This window comes from Deltaproteobacteria bacterium (assembly GCA_030690165.1).
In the GTDB taxonomy this organism is placed as follows: Bacteria; Desulfobacterota; GWC2-55-46; order UBA9637; family UBA9637; genus JACRNJ01.
This window is the reverse complement of record JAUYHF010000014.1, coordinates 96792-117663: the sequence shown is the minus strand read 5'-3', so window position 1 is coordinate 117663 and position 20872 is coordinate 96792. Positions and strand designations below refer to the sequence as shown.

Here is a 20872-nt window from a genome sequence, read left to right as displayed (position 1 = left end):
GCTCGAATCTATGGTAGCCTAACCTAACTTAGTGTCCTTAAATTCGGGGGAAGTCCACTTTCCAGTCATATTTTGTTTTGTCGCACCCGCACCTGATTTTTTTTGCAACGGTATCATAATTTTTTATTGAAACTTTTGGTTTATTGCAATCAGGGTATTGACAATTAAATAATTTTTCCAACTCTAAAATGTCTGCCCAAAACGCTTTTAAATCACCAAGTTTCGGATTAAAAGGATTGTCGTGAGATAATAAACTTCCCAAAAGTGATGAGTTGACAACTCTATCAATAATTGGAATTTTCGCTTTAAGTTCTGAACTGCTTTTATTGATTTTTGATTTCAATTCGTTTAACAATTCATCTGGCATACGCTTCTCATTAATGTCGTTGAATTTGAAACTAACTTTAACATATAAGTTTAAGCAAATATCTTTCAAGCTATGTTCAAGATATTTTCTGATTGGATTTCCAAGAAAATCAATTGAACTATTTATAATACTTGTTTCAATTAATTCTTTCAAGTCGTTTGGCTTTTCTTCCAAGTGTGTGCCTTTGCTATCTGTCCATTTGATTTCATTTATTAGCCAACTGTTCTTTTTTGCTAATTGTCGCACATACTGAAACCACTCTTCTTCGTGAGTAAGCAGAATGATTTGCCGGTCAGAAAATTTTTCAAATAATAAATTGGCAAATCTTTGTCTGTGAGTAGTGTCAAAACTGGATATAACATCATCCAATACTAAAAACCTGTTCTCCTTGTTAAATGCAATAACTGACGCCAAGAAAAAAGAAATACCAAAACAGTTTAAATGAGATTCACTAAAATATTTCTGTGGAGGTGAAACCCAATTGTCCTTATACTTATATTCAATAGTAATTCCGTTGAGTTCATCTTCTTCACCAATTGTAACTATTCTAATTTCTTGAAACAGTTCTCCTGGATTCATATACTGGTAATAATCATTGATCGTTCCCGAAAATGTATTGATGAAGTTTTGAAGTCCATCTTTTTGCTTCTTTACAAATTCATTGTAAATTATCTCCAATGAATTCTTTTGTCGTTCAAGTTTTATCTTTTCAACTTCAAATTTCTTTATTTTCAGAAAGGCATCTTTTGCTGCTGAAATATTAGAGTATAAAACTGTGGTGTTATCGTTTTTTAAGGATGTCTGAATTTTTGAAATTCGGTCTGCTATGCTTGTAAGTATTGCAAAGTCTGTGCTTTTAAGTTTTAAATCTTCTGCTTTACTTAATTTGTTTCCTGATGTTACTTTTTCGTTTCCTGCTTTTTGGTATTCCGTTATTTTTAACTTTAAATCATTGAGTGCTTTTTTGATTTGCGAATTAGAATCATCATCTAAAAGAATATCGGCACTGATTGCTTCAATTCTTTTTAATCGTTCGGTTGAAATAGTAATAACCGCTTGCTTTGCATTATCATAAGATGCTTTTTTCTTTGTTGATTCTTCAATCTCTTTTATTCGGCTCTTTATTTCATTTTTCAAATCTTCAATATTTTTAGGTTGCAAGCAAAGGGGGCAGCTTTCTTCTTTGTGATATTTTTTAGTCAATACTTCATTTCCAACTTTCAGCAAATCCGCTAAATAGGTTTGCATTATACTTTGAACATCATTAGCGATAATCTCAAATTCTGAATAGTATTTAGTGTATTCCTTATCAATAAAATCTATTTCTTTTTGAAGGTTACTAAGTGAGGTATTACAGTTATCCAAAAATTTCAACTCAATTACAGGTTTATTATTGACTGGAGTTTTTAAGTGATTTAAAACTTCGTCAATATCTGCAATTGATTTTATCTCAATTCCCGTTTTATTTGGTTCTATTATTTCATTTATTTTTTCAAACAGATTCTCTTTTTGGCTAACTGCTGCACCGATCTTATCAATTATGGTTTGTTTTTGGGTGGTTATTTGGGCTTCAAAATTTTGGCTTTTCATTTCTGTCTTTATAGAGCTTAGCGCTTTTTTAAAAACATCTTTTGCTTTTGTTATTTCTGAAAAACCGATGATGTCGGATAATATTTTTAGTTTATCACTTTTCGTTTGGTCAATAAAATCTCTCAAAAGCTGATATCGTAGTATTAAGTTTTCACTTCCAGATTGAGATAAATAGTTTGTTAACTCGTCTGTCGTGTTTGAGAATTCAGAAGTTAATTTTCCTCCCTTAAAAAATAATTTTCTTTCGCTATCTAATGCTGTTTTGCTAAAATTTACGCTGATTGAAGATGATTTGCTTTCGTCCAAATAGGAATTTCTTAAGGCATCTTTTAAATCAATTTCACTATTACTTGATAAATGAGAAACCCTCTCTGTGTAATACCATTCTAATGAATCAGTAATACTGCTCTTACCAGTTCCACCATCACCGTAAAGCAATATCGATTTTTCATTCAATGGCAATATGAGTTGTTCCTTAATGCCTCGAAGTCCAGTAATATTAAGTTGTTTAATTTTTATTCCCATTTTGCTCTCTTAGTTCTTGTAGTTTATTTATAACTTTTTTCTCTGTTAGATTGTTCTCTTTATAAAGGTCTGCTAAAGAGTGAGCTAAATTCTTGTCCACATTCGCAATGTTTTGAATGTTATTGAAGAAGTCTTCTAAAATTTCTTTTCCCGATTTAACTTGGTTGTTCATATTGGTTTATTTAAAGTAATTCCAATCTATTTTAAAATTAGTGGTTAAGGTGTTTTTCAAAATTTCAAATCCTGTTTTGTTATTACATATCGGATACACTCCGAAATGCTTTACAAAGTTTAATATAAAATAGCTTTCAAGGTCTTCAATTCTAAAATTCCAATTTTCTCTAAGCATTTCAAAATTGATGTAAGTAAAAAGCAAAGGTTCTATTTTCCTGTAATTTACTAATCCCACATTTTTCGATTTACCCTCAAAGTGTCCAATCAATCTGCTTCCGATGCTATTAGTTTTCTTTTCGCTCATTCCAATGTATAAAAGTTTTGAAGTGTCAAAAGGATATTGAATGCCAATTGACTTGCTAAAAATAAAATACAAACCTGCTATTCCATTTAACGGTCTGATGTTGTTTGGCTCAAATGTTTTAGGAGTATCAAAATATATTGTGATTGTTTGCATTTAGTTTAAAATTCATTAAGGGAAATAAAAAGCAAAAGGGGACGGTTGTACTAGCTCACTAATTCGGTAACTTTTTGGAGTTTATCAAAAGGTGATTCATAATTCAAGCCATTTTTACCCGTTGGATGTTGGGCTGGCCCCGTTAGAAATTTTTCAGTTGCTATCCTCTTATCACAAAATATAGGCTTCTAACGAGGCTTCTAACGGGGCTTGCATAAATCAATATAGTATGTTAGAAAATTTAAGACAAACCCCGTTAGAAAGTTCCTTTAAAATAGATTTTAACCGTTAAATGTGGCGATTGATTTTTAGAGCGACCTTCTAACGGGGTAAATGGAGAAAATATGCAGCTTGGCTTTAATGAGAATGTAATACATAAAGGAACTGTTTATCATATCCAGACGGAAGATGGCGGCAGGAAAAATCCTGTTATAACCACGCTCCTGTTTAAAGAGGGTGTTATCATGTCTTCCAAAAGGACAAGCTACGCGGATATTATCAAGTCTGACAAGCTTGAGCTTGTAGTAAAAGAGATTATGCGCGATCAGCACGGCGCCATGTTAAAAAACCTGAAGGATGGCGTATTTGACAAAAAGGAAGAAGCGGTTAAACTGCAGGCAAACCCGCCTGAAAAGATAGAGGAAAAAAAGGGCGGGACACTTATTTCTGAAAAGAGCCTTGATGATATTATTCTTGAATATTTGTCTATGAGCGAAAAGGGGTAAAGTAGTCTGATATGAATAAGCTTGGCCAATCCGGACTTGCAGAGTAACTGCTTGTTTATTATGGCTTGGTGCCAAAGGATATTGCAAAGGCTGTAAAAAAAGTGCTGGAGAAGAAGTAGCAGAACATTATGGCAAACATTGCCGCATATAAAAAAGGCTGGGAGTTGATTGAGCGCAGAGAAAAAGTCTTGCAGGAAAAGCGCCGCGCAGAGGCATTGAAAATTGCGGAGGATTTGAAGGACATCCTTGTGCAAGAGTTCAAAGTCAGCAGGGTAATCCTGTTCGGCGCTGTTCTTAAAAAGCATGGTTTTGATATGGATTCGGATATAGACATCGCCGTTGAGGGATTGGCTAAAAAATCCTATTTCAAGGCAGTTGCAAGGCTTATGATGCAAAGCCAGTTTCCTGTGGATCTGAAGCCGATGGAGGATGTCCGTGAGTCCGTAAGGAAACGTATAGCAAAGGGGGTTGCCTTGTATGAAGAAAGAGCATCTTCCTGAACTCATCTCTGAAATCAGGGACGAGCTTGAATTGGTGGAGCGGGTGACAGCCGATATTGGAAATGCCCGCCGTGAAATGAAAGGGCATCCTGAACTGCGTACGGTCTATGAGGAAAGTCTTGCGCTCAAACTTCATAATTTTTATACCGGCTGTGAGAGAATCTTTCATACGATAGCGGATGACATGAATGGCGGCGCCATCCTCTTTTGAGTGGCACAAGAGACTTCTCAAAAGCATGTCTCTTGCCATAGAAGGGGAAAGGCCGCCGGTGATTTCAAAGACTGTTGAGAAGGAACTTGAAGAATTTCTTGCGTTCAGGCATGTAATAAGAAATATCTACGGTTTTGAAATTGACTCCGAACGGCTCCAGGGGCTTCTTGAAAATGTCAGAAGGGTATTTGAAAATTTCAAAAAAGATATTGTTAAGTTTCTTGGATTTTTAAAGAACATGGCAAAAAAGTAAAGGCTATTTAAATGATTAACTCCATCAGAGGTTTTAATGACATCCTGCCGCCTGATACAAATATCTGGCAGCATGTGGAAAAAGAGGCGCGGGAGATTTTTGCGGCTTACGGTTTTTCCGAGATACGGGTTCCTATTGTGGAAAAAACCGGGCTTTTTTCCCGCAGCATCGGAGAAACCACCGATATTGTTGAAAAGGAGATGTATACCTTTGCAGACAGGCACGGCGAATCTATTACGCTCAGGCCGGAAGGCACAGCTCCGGTGGCCAGGGCATACATAGAGCATAAATTATACGGCGCTGACCCTGTGGCAAAGTTATATTATATGGGCCCGATGTTCAGATATGAAAGGCCGCAAAAGGGGCGCTTCCGCCAGTTTCATCAGATAGGCGCGGAAGTGTTCGGCATAGATGATCCGGCGGTAGATGCGGAAACCCTTGAGATGCTCGTTGCGTTTTTTCAGAGGCTTGGTCTTGAAGGGATCAGCCTCCAGATAAATTCGCTCGGGTGCAAAGAGTGCAGACCGCTGTATAAAGAAAAACTTCTCAATTTTTTACAGGATAAAAAACCCCATCTCTGTCAGGATTGCCAGCGAAGGTTTGAAATAAATCCGCTGCGGACACTGGACTGCAAAAGCCCTGCCTGCATTGAAATTACATCTACAGCGCCTTCCATACTTGATGCAGTATGCGATGGATGTAAAAACCACTTTGAAAAGGTAAAAGAATTTCTTGCCCTCTCTCAAGTGGGTTTTTCATTAAATCCAAAGATGGTCAGGGGCCTTGATTATTACATACGGACAACATTTGAAATAACAGCGCCGGGTCTCGGTTCGCAAAATGCCGTTGCAGCAGGCGGCAGATATGACGGCTTGGTAAAAAGCCTTGACGGGCCTGATGCGCCCGGTTTCGGATTCGCTATCGGCATGGAACGGCTGGTGATGTTGTTAAAAGACAGGGGCCAGGGGTCAGGGGCCAGGGGTCAGGGACTTGTGTTTATTATTCTTATGGGAGACAAGGCGGAAAAAGCAGCCATTCCGCTGATTAAAACATTGCGCTCGAAAGGCATAAGCCTGGAACGTGATTACGGCAATAAAAGTATCAAGTCGCAGATGAAGCGGGCTGATAAACTTGGGGCAGGACTTGTTCTCATCCTCGGCGATAACGAGCTTGCATCCGGCAATATAATCATCAAAAATATGCAGAGCGGAGAGCAGGAAGAGGTTGCGCTGGGTAGGGTGGAAGATAGAATGAAGGAGCTTCTGCGAAAAGCGCCTCAATCAAAATAACCTTGACAACCCCATATCATAAATACATACTAATACATATAAACAATGCATACTAAAAAGGGGATAAATTTATGAGAACAACATTGAACATAGAGGATGAGCTGCTCAAGAAGGCAAAAAGACTGACCGGTATTCAGGAAAAAACTTCCCTTGTAAGACTGGGACTTGAGGCATTGATTGCGAGGGAAAGCGGAAAGAGGCTTGCCATGCTTGGAGGAACGGAAAAAAACCTAAAGCCGGTCCCCCGCAGGCGATCAACGGGTAATTAGTATGGTTCTTGCCGACACATCCGTCTGGATATCCCATCTCCGCGAGGGAAACGCAGGGCTTGAAACTTTGCTCGATGACGGCCATGTTGTTTGTCATCCATTCATAATCGGTGAGATTGCCTGCGGGAATCTGAAAAATCGCTCTGAAATACTTTCTCTCCTTCATGTGCTTCCCATGATAATCCATGCAGAGCATGAAGAAGTTATGCAGTTTATAGATGATTATCGCCTTATGGGAAAGGGGCTGGGATACATTGATATGCATCTGCTTTCTTCGGCCATCTTATCCAAAATTTCATTGTGGACATTTGACAAGAGACTGCAAGAGGTTTCTGTAAAACTTGGATTGGATTTTAGTTATTAAACAGCTTCCTTCCCCCTTGGTAGCACAGGCTTCCAGCCTGTCCCGCCAAAAGAGAGGGTCAGAGCCTGCCCCTGCATGTATTTAGCAAGGGGTAAGTGGTAAAATGTGTCGCTACTTATAGGATACTTACTGTTTCACTCAATGATTTTGAAATGATATATTGTTGTGGTATAAGGGTTCAATAGCAGCTATTAATAGATGGTAGTATAATAATATAGTTAGGCATTTATAAGGAGGCCATATGGCACGAGAAGCAGGACTTTTTGAACAAACTAATGGCAGCCCGGTAGAAGCGTTCCTATTACTTCGTCGGAATGGCGGAAATATCCCACCTGCTTGGATTGAGCGTTCCAGTGATTCGAGAAAAAGCCGACAAAAAAAGTTGGCACAATCATTAAAGGGTAATTCTCTTGATGCCGTTCATCTGCTCCGTGATTGGGAGTTGGCATACCGCAAGGAGTGCTTCTACTATGGGATGCGGGTACTCATGGAGCTTGAGCGTACTGGTAAAACCAAGTTATAAATTCAACATGCCTAACAAGACGCTTCAGCGGACGTCATTCTGGCGCCGCTGAGATTAAGCGTTAAACATGCTGGCATCACGCGCGCAATATCTCAAACAGGAGGAAACCTGAAATACTTCGGCGCAATTTTGATGCTTACGATCATCACCGGATGCGCGGCGACGTACCAGGGACCTGCAACTCGTGAAACGGTGAACACTATGAAGATTACAGGGAGTAAGGCTGCCCTCTTCCGAACCGTAAGACAGCTTCTCATCACCGAAGGCTATCAAGTGACCAACGCGGACGAAGACTCTGGCACCATTTCAACGGCACCTCGAAACCTTCGCATGGCTCCCGCGCAAGCAGACTGCGGCACAACGATGGGCATTGACTACCTCAAAGACAACAGAACCACGACACGGGTCGCGCTGGGCTTGGTCATCTCCGAGAACGGGGTCACGGTCAAGGCAAATATTGAAGGTGAATACAAGCCTGGTGCAGTCGATCAAGATATTACTCTGACCTGTGTGTCCCGCAGCGCAGTAGAGCAAGCGTTTCTGCAAAAACTTTCTGCCGCAGCCATAGCAGGAGCCAAGTAGGGAGCACGCCTAAACAGGGGTTTGTTAAAAGAAGGAGTAGGATCATTACTACCAGTATCAATACCGTGCCATTACAAGCACATAACATCCATTGAGGAAAAGGGGACGATAGTAGGGAAAATATCGCGTTATGCTCACTTATTAGTGGATACATCAGGAAGTGGAGAAGCTATTGAATTTCGCTGGGATTATGTTCGTGCGGCACACAGGGTTAAGAAGCTGATTGAGAAATATGTCGTAGGAGAGAATTAGGATTGAGGGGACGCAACTTTCCTCCTCAATCCGGACAGGGGTTATAGTGTTACTCCGTAATAGCCACAAAGTCTAACAATGGGATGAACTCGGACTGGGAAAAGCCTGGCGGCTTTTCCCAGCGGTTATCTCTGGCATTATAACGAAAATTATGTAAGGAGGGAACAAAATGTTAACATTAGATAGGGAAAAGATAATTAAAAGTTTACAAGACTTACCGGTAAAAACCACTATTGAAGATGCAATGGAACGTTTATATCTGCTTGCAAAGATTGAAAAGGGACTTAAACAGGCAGACGAAGGTCAATGCATTTCTCATGAAGAAGCAAAAGAAAAGATGAAAAAATGGCTAAAATAAAATGGACACCTCAATCTCTGGATGATGTTGAAGCTATAACTAATTTTATTGCTCGAGATTCAACTTATTATGCTGGTATTTTTACAATAAAAGTTTTTGAGTCAGTAGAACGGCTGGAATTGTTTCCTGAATCCGGACGTATTGTTCCAGAATTAAATCATAAAAAAATAAGAGAAATCATTCTGGGGAATTACAGGATAATTTATAGAGTTAAAGAGGAAATAGTAGAAATACTAACAGTTTATCATTCAGCAAGATTACTTGAAATTGAAAATATAGAAAATTTGTTATAACAAATCATTAGAGTGGACAACCAAAACTTGCCGCTCAATTCCGTCATTACTTATGACCACGTTATACAAAAGAGAGGTATGACACAATGAACACTGCCAATATATTTCCGGCCATGATGGGCGCATTCGGGTTATTGTTTCTTCTCCTGTTTTTTATCCTTGTGCTCATCTGGATAGTCCTTCCATTTGCTGTTTTCGGCATAAAAGACCTGTTGCGGGAAATAGTAGAGGAACAGAAAAAGACCAATGAGCTTTTGAAAGACCTCCTGAAAGCAGGGGTGGCCACTACAGACAGACCAGAGGAAGAAAAGGGTAAGGATAAGGTATTATGACACCCCCAAAACAGGCTCTCACTATAGAATTTGCGGCAAAGCTCATTCTTAAAAAAGGCCTGATTTCAGAAGACCAGTATAAGGATATTACTGTAAAAGGCGATGCCCAGCGGGCCAGGCTTCAGAAACGGCAGGATGTTCCTCATTTTTCAAAGACCCCGTATCATCCTGATATGGTGTCTCCCGCAGAGGTAATATCATCATTCAATCTGGAAATACCCAATAGCCCCGGCAAGGATTTAACCGAGGAGGCTATAACTGTGGCTATCGCCGAGGCAATAGGCATTCCTTACAAAAAACTTGATCCTCTTAAACTTAATATGGATTTGGTAACCTCGCTCATACCGCGGCCTTTTGCGCAGAAGTACGCCATGATTGCGATAGGGCAGGAAGGCGATACGATAACCATGGCTGTCGCAGACCCATTTAATGAGGAGGCTATAGAAAATCTTTCCAGAACAAAAAAGGTTAAGATAAAGCTTGTCTTAAGCTCAAAGAGCGATATACAAAAGATTGTCAGGGAGTTTTACGGCTTCCGCACATCTGTTCTTGCTGCGCAGAAGGACATGGCGCAATCTATTGACATAAGCAACCTTGAGCAGTATGTAAAACTCAAAGGACACACAGAGATAGATGCAGGCGACCAGCATGTTGTAAACGCGGTGGAGTACCTCCTGAAATATGCCTTTGACCAGAGGGCCAGCGACATCCACATAGAGCCTAAAAGGGATAAGTCTTTTGTGAGACTCCGGATAGACGGCGTGCTTCACTATATTCATACTATCCCAAAGGTGGTTCATCCGGCGATTATATCAAGGATAAAAATGTTGTCTCGGATGGATATAGCTGAAAAAAGGAAATCGCAGGACGGCCGCATAAAAACAGATTATCAGGGAAGAGAGGTAGAGCTCAGGGTATCCACCATGCCGGTTGCATTTGGCGAGAAGGTGGTAATAAGGATATTTGACCCGGAGATACTGCTTCAGGATATTGACCAGCTCGGGTTTTATCCCAGAGAGTATCAGCTATTTAGTTCGTTTATAAAAAGACCCAATGGCGTCATCCTTGTAACTGGTCCCACAGGAAGCGGTAAGACGACTACACTTTATTCAAGCCTGAAAGTCCTTTCTTCCCCGGAGGTAAATATAGTTACCATAGAAGACCCCATAGAAATGGTAATGGAGGAATTTAATCAGGTGGGTGTGCAGCCAGCGGTCGGAGTCACATTTGCCAATACCTTAAGGACATTCCTCCGCCAGGACCCTGATATAATAATGGTCGGCGAGATACGGGATAAGGAAACCGCGGAGGCGGCCATACAGGCAGCGCTGACAGGCCACCTTGTTTTGTCAACTTTGCATACCAATGATGCGCCGAGTGCAATAATCAGGCTCATGGACCTCGGCACCCCTGCGTTTCTGATTTCATCCACGATTATTGGCATTATGGCGCAAAGGCTCTTAAGGAAGATATGTCAGCACTGCAAGACCGGCAGAATCCTTACAGACGACGAGGTTGAATATCTTCAGCTTGCTCCGAAGAAACCAAAGGGATATACGATTAATTATGGCGAAGGGTGTCCGGAATGCAGAGGAACCGGCTACAAAGGAAGAACAGGAATATTTGAAATGCTGGATTTTACAGACAGGATAAGGGGGGCGCTTTCCTCTCCCAGTATAGAGCTTGCAGATATTCAGGAGGCCGCAAAGGCTGACGGTATGTCCACCCTGCGGCAGTGCGCCATAAAAAAGATGCTGGAGGGAGTTACTACTTATGAAGAGGTGGTGTCGGTAACATAATGAAAAAACGGATAATCATTATGGGGGCTGCCGGCAGGGATTTTCATAATTTCAATCTATGCTTCAGGGATAACCCTCTTTATGAGGTTGTTGCCTTTACGGCAGCGCAGATACCCTTCATACAAAACAGGACATACCCAGTAGAGCTTGCCGGCTGTTTATATCCAAACGGCATTCCTGTTTATCCTGAAGAAAGACTCGCATCGCTCTTAAAAGAATATATGGTTGATGAGGTTGTTTTTTCATACAGCGATGTATCCCATGAACAGGTGATGCACAGGGCGTCTTTTATAACAAGCATGGGAGCAAATTTTGTCCTGCTCGGAGCGGAAAAGAGCATGCTTAAAGCAAACAAACCGGTGATATCTGTCTGTGCTGTAAGGACAGGCTGCGGGAAGAGCGGGGTTACACGGCTTGTGTGTAAAATACTTATGGAAAAAGGCAGAAAGCCCGTGGCAATCCGGCATCCAATGCCTTATGGAGATTTTATTAAACAAAGGGTAGAGCGGTTTACCGCACAGACGGATTTAATAAGATACAACTGCACCATAGAGGAAAGAGAGGAGTTTGAACCACTCGTTAACGCAGGCATTACAGTCTATGCAGGCGTGGATTATGCGGATATATTAAGAGAGGCTGAAAAAGAGGCTGATATTATAGTATGGGATGGCGGCAATAATGACCTTCCTTTTATAAAGCCTGACATGGAGATAGTTATTGTTGACCCGCACAGGGCGGGGCATGAACTCAGGTATTATCCAGGGGAGGCAAATTTCAGAAGGGCCAATGTATTAATAATAAACAAGATGGATACCGCCAGGAGTCAGGATGTGGATATTATTATAAAAAATATAAAAGATGTAAATCCAGAGGCAACTGTTATATACACGGCCTCAGCCATCAGGGTTGAAAATGAAGGTTTAATTCAAGGAAAGAGGGTATTGGTGGTGGAAGACGGCCCAACCCTTACCCACGGTGGAATGGCGTACGGGGCTGGAATTGTTGCTGCAAAGAGGTATCATGCCGGAGAAATAGTTGATCCGCGGCCATACGCAGTTGGCGCTATAAAGGAGACACTAACTTCATATCCTGATATAAAAAACCTCATCCCTGCTGTGGGCTATGCAAGCCGGCAGATAAAAGATTTAGAAGACACTATAAATAATATACCCTGTGATTTGGTGGTCATTGCGACACCTGTTGATTTAAAAAGAATAATAAAGATTAATAGGCCCAGTGTGCGGGTAAGTTACGAAATAGAGGAGATGGGGAAACCAACAATTGCGGATGTAATAGAAAGGTTTATACAGAAGAAACGAACTCCGTAAAATAGCGATTAAAAACCTCGCTATTTTACAAACCTGCGATTTGCCTGCCATACTTCGTTATCGGACAATTTTTACTCCTCACCGTATTGGTGATATACGGCTCGTCGTAAAAATTGCCCGCTGCCTCGTCTGGCAGGCAACTTGCAGGTTTCCCCAAAAATCAAAGTCTATTTTTGGGGAATCTTTTCTCAGGAAAAGACCTACTTTTCAAACTGATAAACCACCTCATTTTTTCCAATCATTCCAAGCTCTTTTCTGGCCACCATCTCTATATATTTATCATCTGTCTTTAACCGCTGAATCTCGTCTCTCATTGCGGTATTCTCTTCTTTAATCTTTTCATTATAGGTCTTGATAGAATCCCTCTCTTTAGAAAGTTTGTAAATGCGGACAAGCCCCCTGTCGCCGAAGATGGTAAGCAAAGCAATTATTGCAATAACTATCAACAGAGGGATAAAATATATTTTTTTCTTCCTTCTCCAAAAGGCCACGTGTTAATGATTAGCAAAGCTGCTTGGGAAAGTCAAGACAAAGAGGACTGTCCCAGTCATCATATTCCTTCAGCCTGCTATATATCCAGATATGCAACCTCAAGCGCGTGCCCCTCAATAAACTCTCTTCTCGGCTCAACCTCATCGCCCATGAGTCTCGTAAATACGCTGTCAGCTTCAACAGCGTCTTCCACCTTTACCTGAAGAAGCGTCCTTTTCTCGGTATCCATTGTTGTTTCCCAGAGCTGATCCGGGTTCATTTCTCCAAGACCTTTATATCTTTGCATGTAGAGGCCTTTTTTCCCAAGTTCCAGCGCATGGGTTATCAGCCCGTTAAATGTGTTGATTTTTATTTCTACATCGTCACCCTTTAAGATAAACGGCGGCTCTCCAAAGGTCTTTAATCCCTTGCCGATTGTCCTCAGTTCCTGAAATTCCGGAGAGTGTATAAAGTTCCAGTCTATAACAGTCTCTCTCTGCGCCCCGTCCCTCTTTGTCAATGCTTTGATAATAAGGCAGTCATGCTCACTATCCTTTTCCGTTAAAAATTCTACCGGCATAATCTCAGGGTGAAATGTCTTTGTATATGTCTTGACATCTTCCAGCAGATTATTTACAGCCTTATTATTCTTAAGCGTGTCCGCGTTAAAATCGTCTTCCATTGCAAACGCAGCCGCTATCTCCCCTTCTTTCCTCCTTTTGTTAAATCTTTTTATTATCCCCTGAAGCCTTGCCGCGCCTTTCAGCATATTGAAAAGGGCCTGCCCCTTAATATCAGCCTTTGTACCCTTTGGCTTAAGGATTAGCCCCTCTACCGCTGCCTCAAGGATAAAGTCTTCAAGTTGAGTTTCGCCTTTTATATATTTCTCTACCTTGCCTCTCTTGACCTTAAAAAGCGGCGGCTGAGCAATATACAGATACCCGCCCTCAACCAGCGGCGTCATCTGCCGGTAGAAAAATGTCAGGAGAAGCGTCCTTATGTGCGAGCCATCCACATCCGCATCTGTCATTATGATAATCTTATGATAACGAAGTTTTGCTGCATCAAAATCCTCCTTGCCGATGCCGCAGCCAAGCGCAGTTATCACCGTCCGTATCTCTTCATTGGAAAGCATCTTGTCAAACCGCGCCTTTTCAACATTCAGAATCTTGCCCTTGAGAGGCAGTATTGCCTGAAACCTCCTGTCCCTTCCCTGTTTCGCAGAGCCGCCTGCTGAGTCTCCTTCAACTATAAAGATTTCACTTAGCGCAGGATTGGATTCCTGGCAGTCTGCAAGCTTTCCCGGAAGCGACGATGAGTCAAGCGCCCCTTTTCTCCTTATAAGCTCCTTTGCCTTTTTTGCGGCCTCCCTTGCCCTTGCGCCCTCTGCCGCCTTTTCCACAATCTTTTTTGCCACAGATGGGTTTTCTTCAAGGAATGCCCCCAGTTTATCATTGAGAATGGTCTTTACATATCCCTCAACCTCGCTGTTGCCGAGTTTGGTCTTTGTCTGGCCTTCAAACTGCGGATTCGGAAGTTTAATGCTTATAACGGCTGCAAGACCTTCCCTCACATCATCGCCCTGAAGCCCTTCCTTAAGGTCTTTTAAGAGATTTGTGTTTGATGCGTAGCTGTTTATAGTCCTTGTAAGCGCAGATTTGAAGCCAATCAGATGCGTGCCGCCCTCGGTTGTATTTATGTTATTTGCATAAGCAAAGATATTCTCGCTGTAACTATCGTTCCACTGCATGGCTATCTCCATCTGGATGCCTTCTTTTTCTCCTGAGACATAGATAATCCGCGGGTGTATAGGGGTCTTGCCCTTATTCAGATGCTCTATAAATTGCGTTATTCCGCCTTTATACTGGAATTCATGTTTTTTATCTGTCCTTTCGTCTTCTATTGTTATACGAATGCCTGCGTTTAAAAATGACAGCTCTCTAAGTCTCTGGGAAAGGGTGTCAAAGCTAAAATCTACAGTCTCAAATATATCTTTATCAGGTTTGAATGTAACGCGGGTGCCTGTCTTTTGTGTCTTTCCAACCACCTTCAGAGGCTCGGCGGGTTTTCCTCCTTCATACCTCTGCTGAAAAACCTTGCCGTCCCTTTTTATTTCTACCTCAAGCCACTCTGAAAGAAAGTTCACCACTGTAACGCCCACGCCGTGCAGACCGCCAGAAACCCTGTATGCCTTGTTTTCAAACTTTCCGCCTGCATGAAGCTCTGTAAGCACAACCTCAACAGCCGGTTTTTTCTTCTGGACGTGCATCTCCGTAGGTATGCCTCTGCCGTCGTCTATGACCGTAACGCTGTTGTCCGTATGAATCTTCACCTCTACATTTTTGCAAAAGCCTGCCAGCGCCTCATCAATAGAATTATCAACCACCTCATACACAAGATGATGAAGCCCCTGCAGGCCGGTAGAGCCAATATACATGGCGGGCCTTTTTCTCACCGCCTCCAGCCCGCCCAAAACCTTTATAGATTCTGCATCGTATTGATCTTTCCGCGCCTCTTCCTTTTCCAATTTATCCCCTCCTGAAATCTAAATGATACGATATAAGACCTTCATGCCGTCGGCCTTTTTAGCTTTTAATAATACCATTTTGACCAGCCTAAAACCATAAAAAATCATGACTTGTTTCCTTTTTTTAAATCTTTCTCAAAATACTGGTTCACATTATCAAGGGCGCAGAAACTGCCGCACATGGTGCATGTGTCCGCTTCTTCGGGATACCGGCTGTTCCGTATCCCCCGCGCCTTTTCGCTGAAAAACCCCAATTTATATTGGTCTTCCCATCTTAAATCCCTTCTTGCTTTTGCCATATTCATGTCTCTATCCTTTGTCCCGAGTTTCACCATATCACCCACATGAGCGGCTATCCTGGCAGCATGCACACCTTCAATTACATCTTCCTTGTTAGGCAGCGCAAGGTGTTCTGCCGGAGTTACATAACATATTAAATCAGCGCCGTATCTTGCAGCCGAAGCAGCCCCTATCGCAGCAGATATATGGTCATAGCCTGCGGCAATATCTGTTGTAAGGGGGCCGAGCACATAGAACGGCGCATCATTGCTCATCCTTTTCTGGAGCTTTACATTCGCCTCTATATCGTCAAGGGGCAGATGCCCCGGGCCTTCGCACATCATCTGGCATCCCATATTTTGCCCTGCCTCTGCCAGTTCGCAGTTTATCAGAAGCTCCTGTACCTGCGCCCTGTCAAGGCTGTCATGAACAGCGCCTGCCCTCAGACCGTTTCCGAGGCTTAAAACACAATCATATTTTTTCAGGATACTGACAACCTTATCAAATTTTTCATAAAGCGGGTTTTCTCTATTGTTTTTGAGCATCCATCCAACCATATATGAGCCGCCGCGTGAAACAAGGCCTCCGTAACGGTAGCCCTGTTTTTTAAGCCTTTCAATTGTCAATCTATTTATCCCGCAATGGACAGCCATAAACGATATGCCGTCAGCGCACTGCCTTTCCAGAACATCAAAGAGAAGTTCCTCTGTGAGTTTGTTCGGGTCATGGTATTTTTTGATTGCCTCTGCAAATGCCTGATAAAGCGGGACACTGCCTACAGACAGGTTTGTTGCCGCGAGAACCTCTTTTCTTATTGCATCCAAGTCACCGCCAACAGAAAGCTCCATTAAGGTATCCGCCCCTGCCTTTTCTGCGGCTATCGCCTTTTCCACCTCTGCCTTTACATCAACAATATCAGATGATGTTCCGATGGAGGCATTCACCTTTGTCCTCAACCCCTTGCCTATCCCCACCAGTCTTGCCTTTCGGTTTATGTTATTTGGTATAACCATCTGGCCTTTGGCAATCATGTCTTTGATATATTCCGGCGGTTTGCCCTCTGATACAGCGACCTCCTTAATCTCTTTTGTAATGATGTTTTTTCTTGCGGATTCAATCTGTGTTGGCATGAAATCTCCTCTCTAATATAGAAGTCTATACAAATGATACTATAACAAAGGGAGATTACAACACAAAAACTTGGGGTTATTTGCGGACACCTTTGATGTTCTCTTTTAGTAGCCTTGTCATCTCTTCGGCAGGTATCGGTCTGCAGAAAAGGTAGCCCTGCATCTCATCACATTGAAGAGTGCGTAAAGATTGAAGTTGGTCGTCTGTCTCCACCGCCTCGGCAATCACCTTCAGTTTTAAGCTGTGGGCTAAAGTGATAACCGCCGTGACAATGGCGGTATCATCGGGGTTGGTCGTAATATCACGGATAAAAGACTGGTCTATTTTTAAATTGTGGATAGCAAATCGCTTAAGATAGCTTAAAGAAGAATAACCGGTCCCGAAATCGTCTATTGAAATTTTAACCCCCATCTCATGCAATTCATCAATGGCGGCAATCATCTTCTCTTCATTTTTCATAAGGATGCTCTCTGTCAGCTCTATTTCCAGATATTGGGGGTCCAGCCCGGTTTCATCCAATACCATGCGGATTGTTTCTATCAGACCCGGCTGCCGGAACTGCACGCCCGACACATTGACCGAAACACGGATCGGCGGGAAACCGGCTGTCTGCCATGCCTTATTTTGTAAGCAGGCTGTCTGAAGCACCCACTCCCCAATCGGTACAATAAGGCCTGTCTCTTCAACCAGGGGAATAAATTTTGCCGGAGAGACCAGCCCCATCGCCGGATGCTTCCATCGGATAAGCGCCTCTATGCCAACGATCTGCCAGGTAGCCAGATCGACCTGGGGCTGGTAGTAGAGCAGGAATTCTCTTTTTTCGAGCGCCTGCCGCAGGCTTGTTTCTATCATAAGCCGTTCCAATGAGCTTGCGTTCATGGCAGCCGAATAATATTGATAATTGTTTCTTCCCTGTTCTTTGGCGCGATACATGGCGGTATCGGCATTTTTAAGAAGAACTTCAGGTTGTTTGCCGTCTTCGGGATAAAGGCTTATGCCGATACTGGCGGTAATGAAAAGCTCGCGGCCTTCCAGATTAAACGGCTTCGACAGGGAATTTAGTATTTTTTCGGCAACTCCGGTTACATCTTCCTCGTGTCCAATATCTGCAAGAGCAATGATGAATTCATCACCGCCCAGCCTGGCGACCGTATCGCCGCTGCGCACAGAAGCGGTCAGCCTTTTGGCAACGGCCTTAAGGAGGAGGTCACCCAATGTATGTCCCAGCGTGTCATTAATAATCTTGAATCTATCCAAGTCTAAAAACATAACGGCGACCTTCCGTTTTTGCCAATTGAGCCGGGCCGTCGACTGCCCCAGGCGGTCGATTAGAAGGGTTCGGTTAGGGAGGCGGGTCAATACATCATGTGTAGCTAAAAAATTCAGCTGCTCTTCTGAATTGATGCGCTCTGTAACATCCCGAAAACTCCAGACCCTTCCGACAATCTCTGCCCCAACCCTCTGAGGCTTTGAGTAGCGCTCAAAGACCCTGCCGTCTTTAAACTTTAATATATCAAAGCTCTCTCTATCCGGCTGGGAATACAGTTCATTTACCTTTGCAAGAAACCCTTCCGGATCAATGAGCTGGTCAATGGCATGCGCCCTCAATTTTTCATCAACCTTATCCAAAATAATATCGCTTGGGATTTTCCACATCTCTATAAACTTTTGATTGAAACTGGTGATTTTTCCCCCCTCTTTATCAACCACAAAAATGCCATCTGTAGTCGATTCGAGTGTCGCGCTGAGCAAAGAAAGTGTTTTCCTCTGTTCCTCTTCTGCCAGCTTGCAACAAGTTTCATCTTTTAGCGTAAGCACTGTTCCAACGGCTATGTTACGCTCACGAATCGGATTGCTTGCCAATTCGACCGGCAGTCTTGTGCCGTCCTCGCGCAAGACCATTTTCTTTAAGCCATAATGAATCCTTCCATCTAAATACGAATAGAGCGTGTCGTCTTTGTGAAAGGCTCTATTCGCATCCTGCAAAATATTACTGATGGGCTTTCCAACAATGACATCTATGGAGGGGCAGCCCATCATGTTAACCGCGCTCTTATTTGCAAAGGTGATTCTCCGGTTGAGATCCAGCCCGATGATTCCTTCTCCGGTGGAGTTAAGCACGAGGTCAACCTGTTCCCGCGCCCTCTCACTTATCCGCCAGCCAACCAGAAGCGCCGCACTCTCAGCCATGACATAAGCAGCGTGAATAAGCGCCCATTTCCAGGGGTGGAGAAATGCATCGGTATGGTTGTACACAGCATGGGGGAAAAATTGGCCGGTGACTCCATGATTCACGGCAACAAAGAGGATGGCGAGAAGGAATGGGATCCAATCCTGGTAGATGGCGATTACAGCCAGCATAACGAAGTAATGAAAATGTGCCTCTATGTAACCGCCCGAGAAATGCACAAGGATTGCGGATGATGTCACGAGACCCAGGCTGGCAACCGCTGAGCGGTAACTACGGCTGATGCGTTGCCTTTTTGCCAGAATGGCAAACATAGCGACCACCGCTCCCTCAGCAAGGCTTTGAACGAATCCGAATCCCTTGTAGATTCCTGCCGCCGCGATTACGATGACATGAAACCAAAGTAATATCAGAATGCCTTTATGTCTAACCTGCCAGTCTCTTTCTGGAAGAGCCCGTCCTTCCGGAAGGGTCTTCTTTACTGTTTCCACTAACCGACTGATGAACGACTGTATACGCCCAAAGAGCACTTTTTTATCCTCCGATTTTTTAAAGTTAATCGTTAAATTAAAAATACCACAAGGAAGAGGGAAAAAGCAATGAGCGGGATATTAAATTTAAGGGAAGCAATGAGTGGTGCTCCCCATATTTTAAAAGGCTGGACTTGGAGAGCATATTTGTTTTTTGGAGATTTGAGTTAATAAGGAGGACATAGGGAACACGCCCTTACAAACCCCTCTGCAAATTTGGGATTGCTTGCAAAATGAAGGTGGATGTAGCTGGCAAGCGTATTCTTGTATAAATAACCTTCTTTAACTGTGACCTGTGAACCGTGAACTGTGAACTGATAAACTCTTTTTATTTTATCAGAGAATGTGTCTATCTCCGAATAATGGTATTCGTGTCCGAGAATTTTTTGACCTTTTTTCAAAAACGGGCAGCCATCAATAACCCTTACCTCTCTGTAGCCCAGCGACTTCCTTTTTTCCAGCATCCTTGAAACCCACGGGAATATTCCTACCATTTCATATTTTTTCCCTTTAAAATCCTTCAAACCTTTTCCAAGATACATAAGCCCGCCGCATTCAGCATAGATTGGAAGGCCGCTATCTGCAATAAGCTTTATCTCTTTGCTGAGCGCCTTATTCGCCTCAAGCCTTCTTGCATAAAGCTCAGGATACCCTCCGCCGAGATATATGCCGTTTATGCCAGCAGGCAGTTTCTTATCCTTTAAAGGGCTGAAAAAAACAAGCTCTGCGCCCAACTCTTTCAGCATATCCAGATTTTCCTGATAATAGAAACAAAAGGCATTGTCCCTGGCAATGGCGATTCTCGTAATGCGTGATGCGTGGTGCGTGATGCGGTGGAAAGACTTTGAAGCTTGAACTCTGAACCTTGAGCTTAATCTTAATATCTCATCAATATCAACGAACCTCTCTATCATTGATGTAAGTTTTTTAAACTTTGCCCCTTGCCCCTTGTTCATTGTCCATTCCATCATCACAAGCCCCAAATGTCTTTCAGGGAGTGTTATCTCTTCATTACGCGGGATATAGCCCAGCACCTTTGCCTTACATTTTGCCTCCACTGCTTCTTTAAGCATCTTATAGTGCCTGACACTGCCGACCCTGTTGAATATAATACCGGCTATCTTCACAGCGGGGTCAAATCTTTCATAACCGTAAACCAATGCAGCCGCGCTCCTTGCCATGCTTCTTGCGTCAACAATTAGGATTACAGGAAGCTTTAGAATCTTTGCAACATGGGCTGTGCTTCCCTGTTCATCCCTGCCGTCCTTTCCGTCAAAAAGTCCCATCACACCTTCAATAATCCCAATATCAGCGCCCTGCATTTCCTTTGCAAAAGTCCTTTTAACGCCATCAACCCCTACCATCCATGTATCAAGGTTGTAGGACGGTCTTCCGCAAACCAGTCTATGGTAAGATGGGTCAATATAATCCGGCCCAACCTTGAAAGGCTGAACAGCCATGCCTCTTTTTTTAAGCAATGCCATAAGGCCAATGGCAATGGTGGTTTTGCCAACTCCGCTATGAGTTCCCGCTACTATGAAAGCCTTCATACTTT

Annotated in this window: 22 protein-coding genes; 14 read left to right on the top strand and 8 right to left on the bottom strand. The window is 42.8% G+C overall.

Going from position 1 to position 20872, the window contains the following annotated elements:
• Positions 1 to 37: 37 nt before the first annotated feature.
• The 3 genes from Q8P28_04155 to Q8P28_04145 are packed head-to-tail and all read right to left on the bottom strand — an operon-like array spanning position 38 to position 3113.
• Entirely contained in the window at positions 38 to 2482 is a 2445-nt protein-coding gene (locus Q8P28_04155; GenBank protein MDP2681988.1) for a hypothetical protein, read from the bottom strand.
• Complete coding sequence (locus tag Q8P28_04150) at positions 2466 to 2654, bottom strand: hypothetical protein (protein MDP2681987.1); 189 nt, start codon at positions 2652 to 2654, stop codon at positions 2466 to 2468. Before Q8P28_04150 ends, Q8P28_04155 begins: the two co-directional genes overlap by 17 nt.
• 6 nt (positions 2655 to 2660) lie before the next feature.
• Positions 2661 to 3113, bottom strand: coding sequence for a hypothetical protein (locus tag Q8P28_04145; protein MDP2681986.1), 453 nt, complete (start codon positions 3111 to 3113; stop codon positions 2661 to 2663).
• Positions 3114 to 3457: 344 nt separating this feature from the next.
• Here Q8P28_04145 and Q8P28_04140 point away from each other — a divergent pair, with 344 nt between their 5' ends.
• The 14 genes from Q8P28_04140 (at position 3458) to Q8P28_04075 (ending at position 12191) form a co-directional block, all read left to right on the top strand.
• Positions 3458 to 3838, top strand: a complete 381-nt coding sequence (locus Q8P28_04140; protein ID MDP2681985.1) for a hypothetical protein — start codon at positions 3458 to 3460, stop codon at positions 3836 to 3838.
• Positions 3839 to 3966: 128 nt separating this feature from the next.
• Positions 3967 to 4338 carry a hypothetical protein gene (locus Q8P28_04135; protein MDP2681984.1) on the top strand — a complete coding sequence of 124 codons (372 nt, stop codon included), beginning with the start codon at positions 3967 to 3969 and terminating at the stop codon, positions 4336 to 4338.
• Positions 4316 to 4549, top strand: a complete 234-nt coding sequence (locus Q8P28_04130) for a hypothetical protein (protein ID MDP2681983.1) — start codon at positions 4316 to 4318, stop codon at positions 4547 to 4549. The genes Q8P28_04135 and Q8P28_04130 overlap by 23 nt, the downstream gene beginning before the upstream one ends.
• Positions 4527 to 4802, top strand: a complete 276-nt coding sequence (locus Q8P28_04125; GenBank protein ID MDP2681982.1) for a hypothetical protein — start codon at positions 4527 to 4529, stop codon at positions 4800 to 4802. The genes Q8P28_04130 and Q8P28_04125 overlap by 23 nt, the downstream gene beginning before the upstream one ends.
• A gap of 11 nt (positions 4803 to 4813) precedes the next feature.
• Positions 4814 to 6091: a histidine--tRNA ligase gene (gene hisS / locus Q8P28_04120; protein ID MDP2681981.1), complete on the top strand. Its 1278-nt coding sequence runs from the start codon at positions 4814 to 4816 to the stop codon at positions 6089 to 6091.
• A 71-nt stretch (positions 6092 to 6162) separates the two neighbouring features.
• Positions 6163 to 6360: a type II toxin-antitoxin system VapB family antitoxin gene (locus Q8P28_04115; protein MDP2681980.1), complete on the top strand. Its 198-nt coding sequence runs from the start codon at positions 6163 to 6165 to the stop codon at positions 6358 to 6360.
• 1 nt (position 6361) lies between these two features.
• Complete coding sequence (locus Q8P28_04110) at positions 6362 to 6724, top strand: type II toxin-antitoxin system VapC family toxin (protein ID MDP2681979.1); 363 nt, start codon at positions 6362 to 6364, stop codon at positions 6722 to 6724.
• A gap of 241 nt (positions 6725 to 6965) precedes the next feature.
• Positions 6966 to 7247, top strand: coding sequence for a hypothetical protein (locus Q8P28_04105; protein MDP2681978.1), 282 nt, complete (start codon positions 6966 to 6968; stop codon positions 7245 to 7247).
• 201 nt (positions 7248 to 7448) lie between these two features.
• Positions 7449 to 7829 (top strand): hypothetical protein, encoded by a 381-nt coding sequence (locus tag Q8P28_04100; GenBank protein ID MDP2681977.1) that lies wholly within the window; start codon positions 7449 to 7451, stop codon positions 7827 to 7829.
• A gap of 421 nt (positions 7830 to 8250) precedes the next feature.
• A complete protein-coding gene (locus tag Q8P28_04095; protein ID MDP2681976.1) occupies positions 8251 to 8439 on the top strand; it encodes a hypothetical protein in 189 nt (62 codons plus the stop codon).
• A complete protein-coding gene (locus Q8P28_04090) occupies positions 8427 to 8732 on the top strand; it encodes a type II toxin-antitoxin system RelE/ParE family toxin (GenBank protein MDP2681975.1) in 306 nt (101 codons plus the stop codon). Before Q8P28_04095 ends, Q8P28_04090 begins: the two co-directional genes overlap by 13 nt.
• 86 nt (positions 8733 to 8818) lie before the next feature.
• Complete coding sequence (locus tag Q8P28_04085; GenBank protein ID MDP2681974.1) at positions 8819 to 9064, top strand: hypothetical protein; 246 nt, start codon at positions 8819 to 8821, stop codon at positions 9062 to 9064.
• Positions 9061 to 10863 (top strand): GspE/PulE family protein, encoded by a 1803-nt coding sequence (locus Q8P28_04080; GenBank protein MDP2681973.1) that lies wholly within the window; start codon positions 9061 to 9063, stop codon positions 10861 to 10863. The genes Q8P28_04085 and Q8P28_04080 overlap by 4 nt, the downstream gene beginning before the upstream one ends.
• On the top strand, positions 10863 to 12191 hold the full coding sequence (locus tag Q8P28_04075; protein MDP2681972.1) for a cyclic 2,3-diphosphoglycerate synthase: 1329 nt from the start codon (positions 10863 to 10865) through the stop codon (positions 12189 to 12191). Before Q8P28_04080 ends, Q8P28_04075 begins: the two co-directional genes overlap by 1 nt.
• 200 nt (positions 12192 to 12391) lie before the next feature.
• Here the strand turns inward: Q8P28_04075 and Q8P28_04070 are convergent, their stop codons facing one another.
• The 5 genes from Q8P28_04070 to Q8P28_04050 form a co-directional block, all read right to left on the bottom strand.
• Positions 12392 to 12682, bottom strand: coding sequence for a septum formation initiator family protein (locus tag Q8P28_04070; GenBank protein ID MDP2681971.1), 291 nt, complete (start codon positions 12680 to 12682; stop codon positions 12392 to 12394).
• A gap of 77 nt (positions 12683 to 12759) precedes the next feature.
• Positions 12760 to 15189: a DNA topoisomerase (ATP-hydrolyzing) subunit B gene (gene gyrB, locus Q8P28_04065; GenBank protein MDP2681970.1), complete on the bottom strand. Its 2430-nt coding sequence runs from the start codon at positions 15187 to 15189 to the stop codon at positions 12760 to 12762.
• Between the two features lie 104 nt (positions 15190 to 15293).
• Positions 15294 to 16598, bottom strand: a complete 1305-nt coding sequence (gene thiC / locus Q8P28_04060; protein ID MDP2681969.1) for a phosphomethylpyrimidine synthase ThiC — start codon at positions 16596 to 16598, stop codon at positions 15294 to 15296.
• Between the two features lie 76 nt (positions 16599 to 16674).
• Entirely contained in the window at positions 16675 to 19278 is a 2604-nt protein-coding gene (locus Q8P28_04055; GenBank protein ID MDP2681968.1) for an EAL domain-containing protein, read from the bottom strand.
• Positions 19279 to 19484: 206 nt separating this feature from the next.
• Positions 19485 to 20867 (bottom strand): cobyrinate a,c-diamide synthase, encoded by a 1383-nt coding sequence (locus Q8P28_04050; GenBank protein MDP2681967.1) that lies wholly within the window; start codon positions 20865 to 20867, stop codon positions 19485 to 19487.
• Between the last annotated feature and the right edge of the window lie 5 nt (positions 20868 to 20872).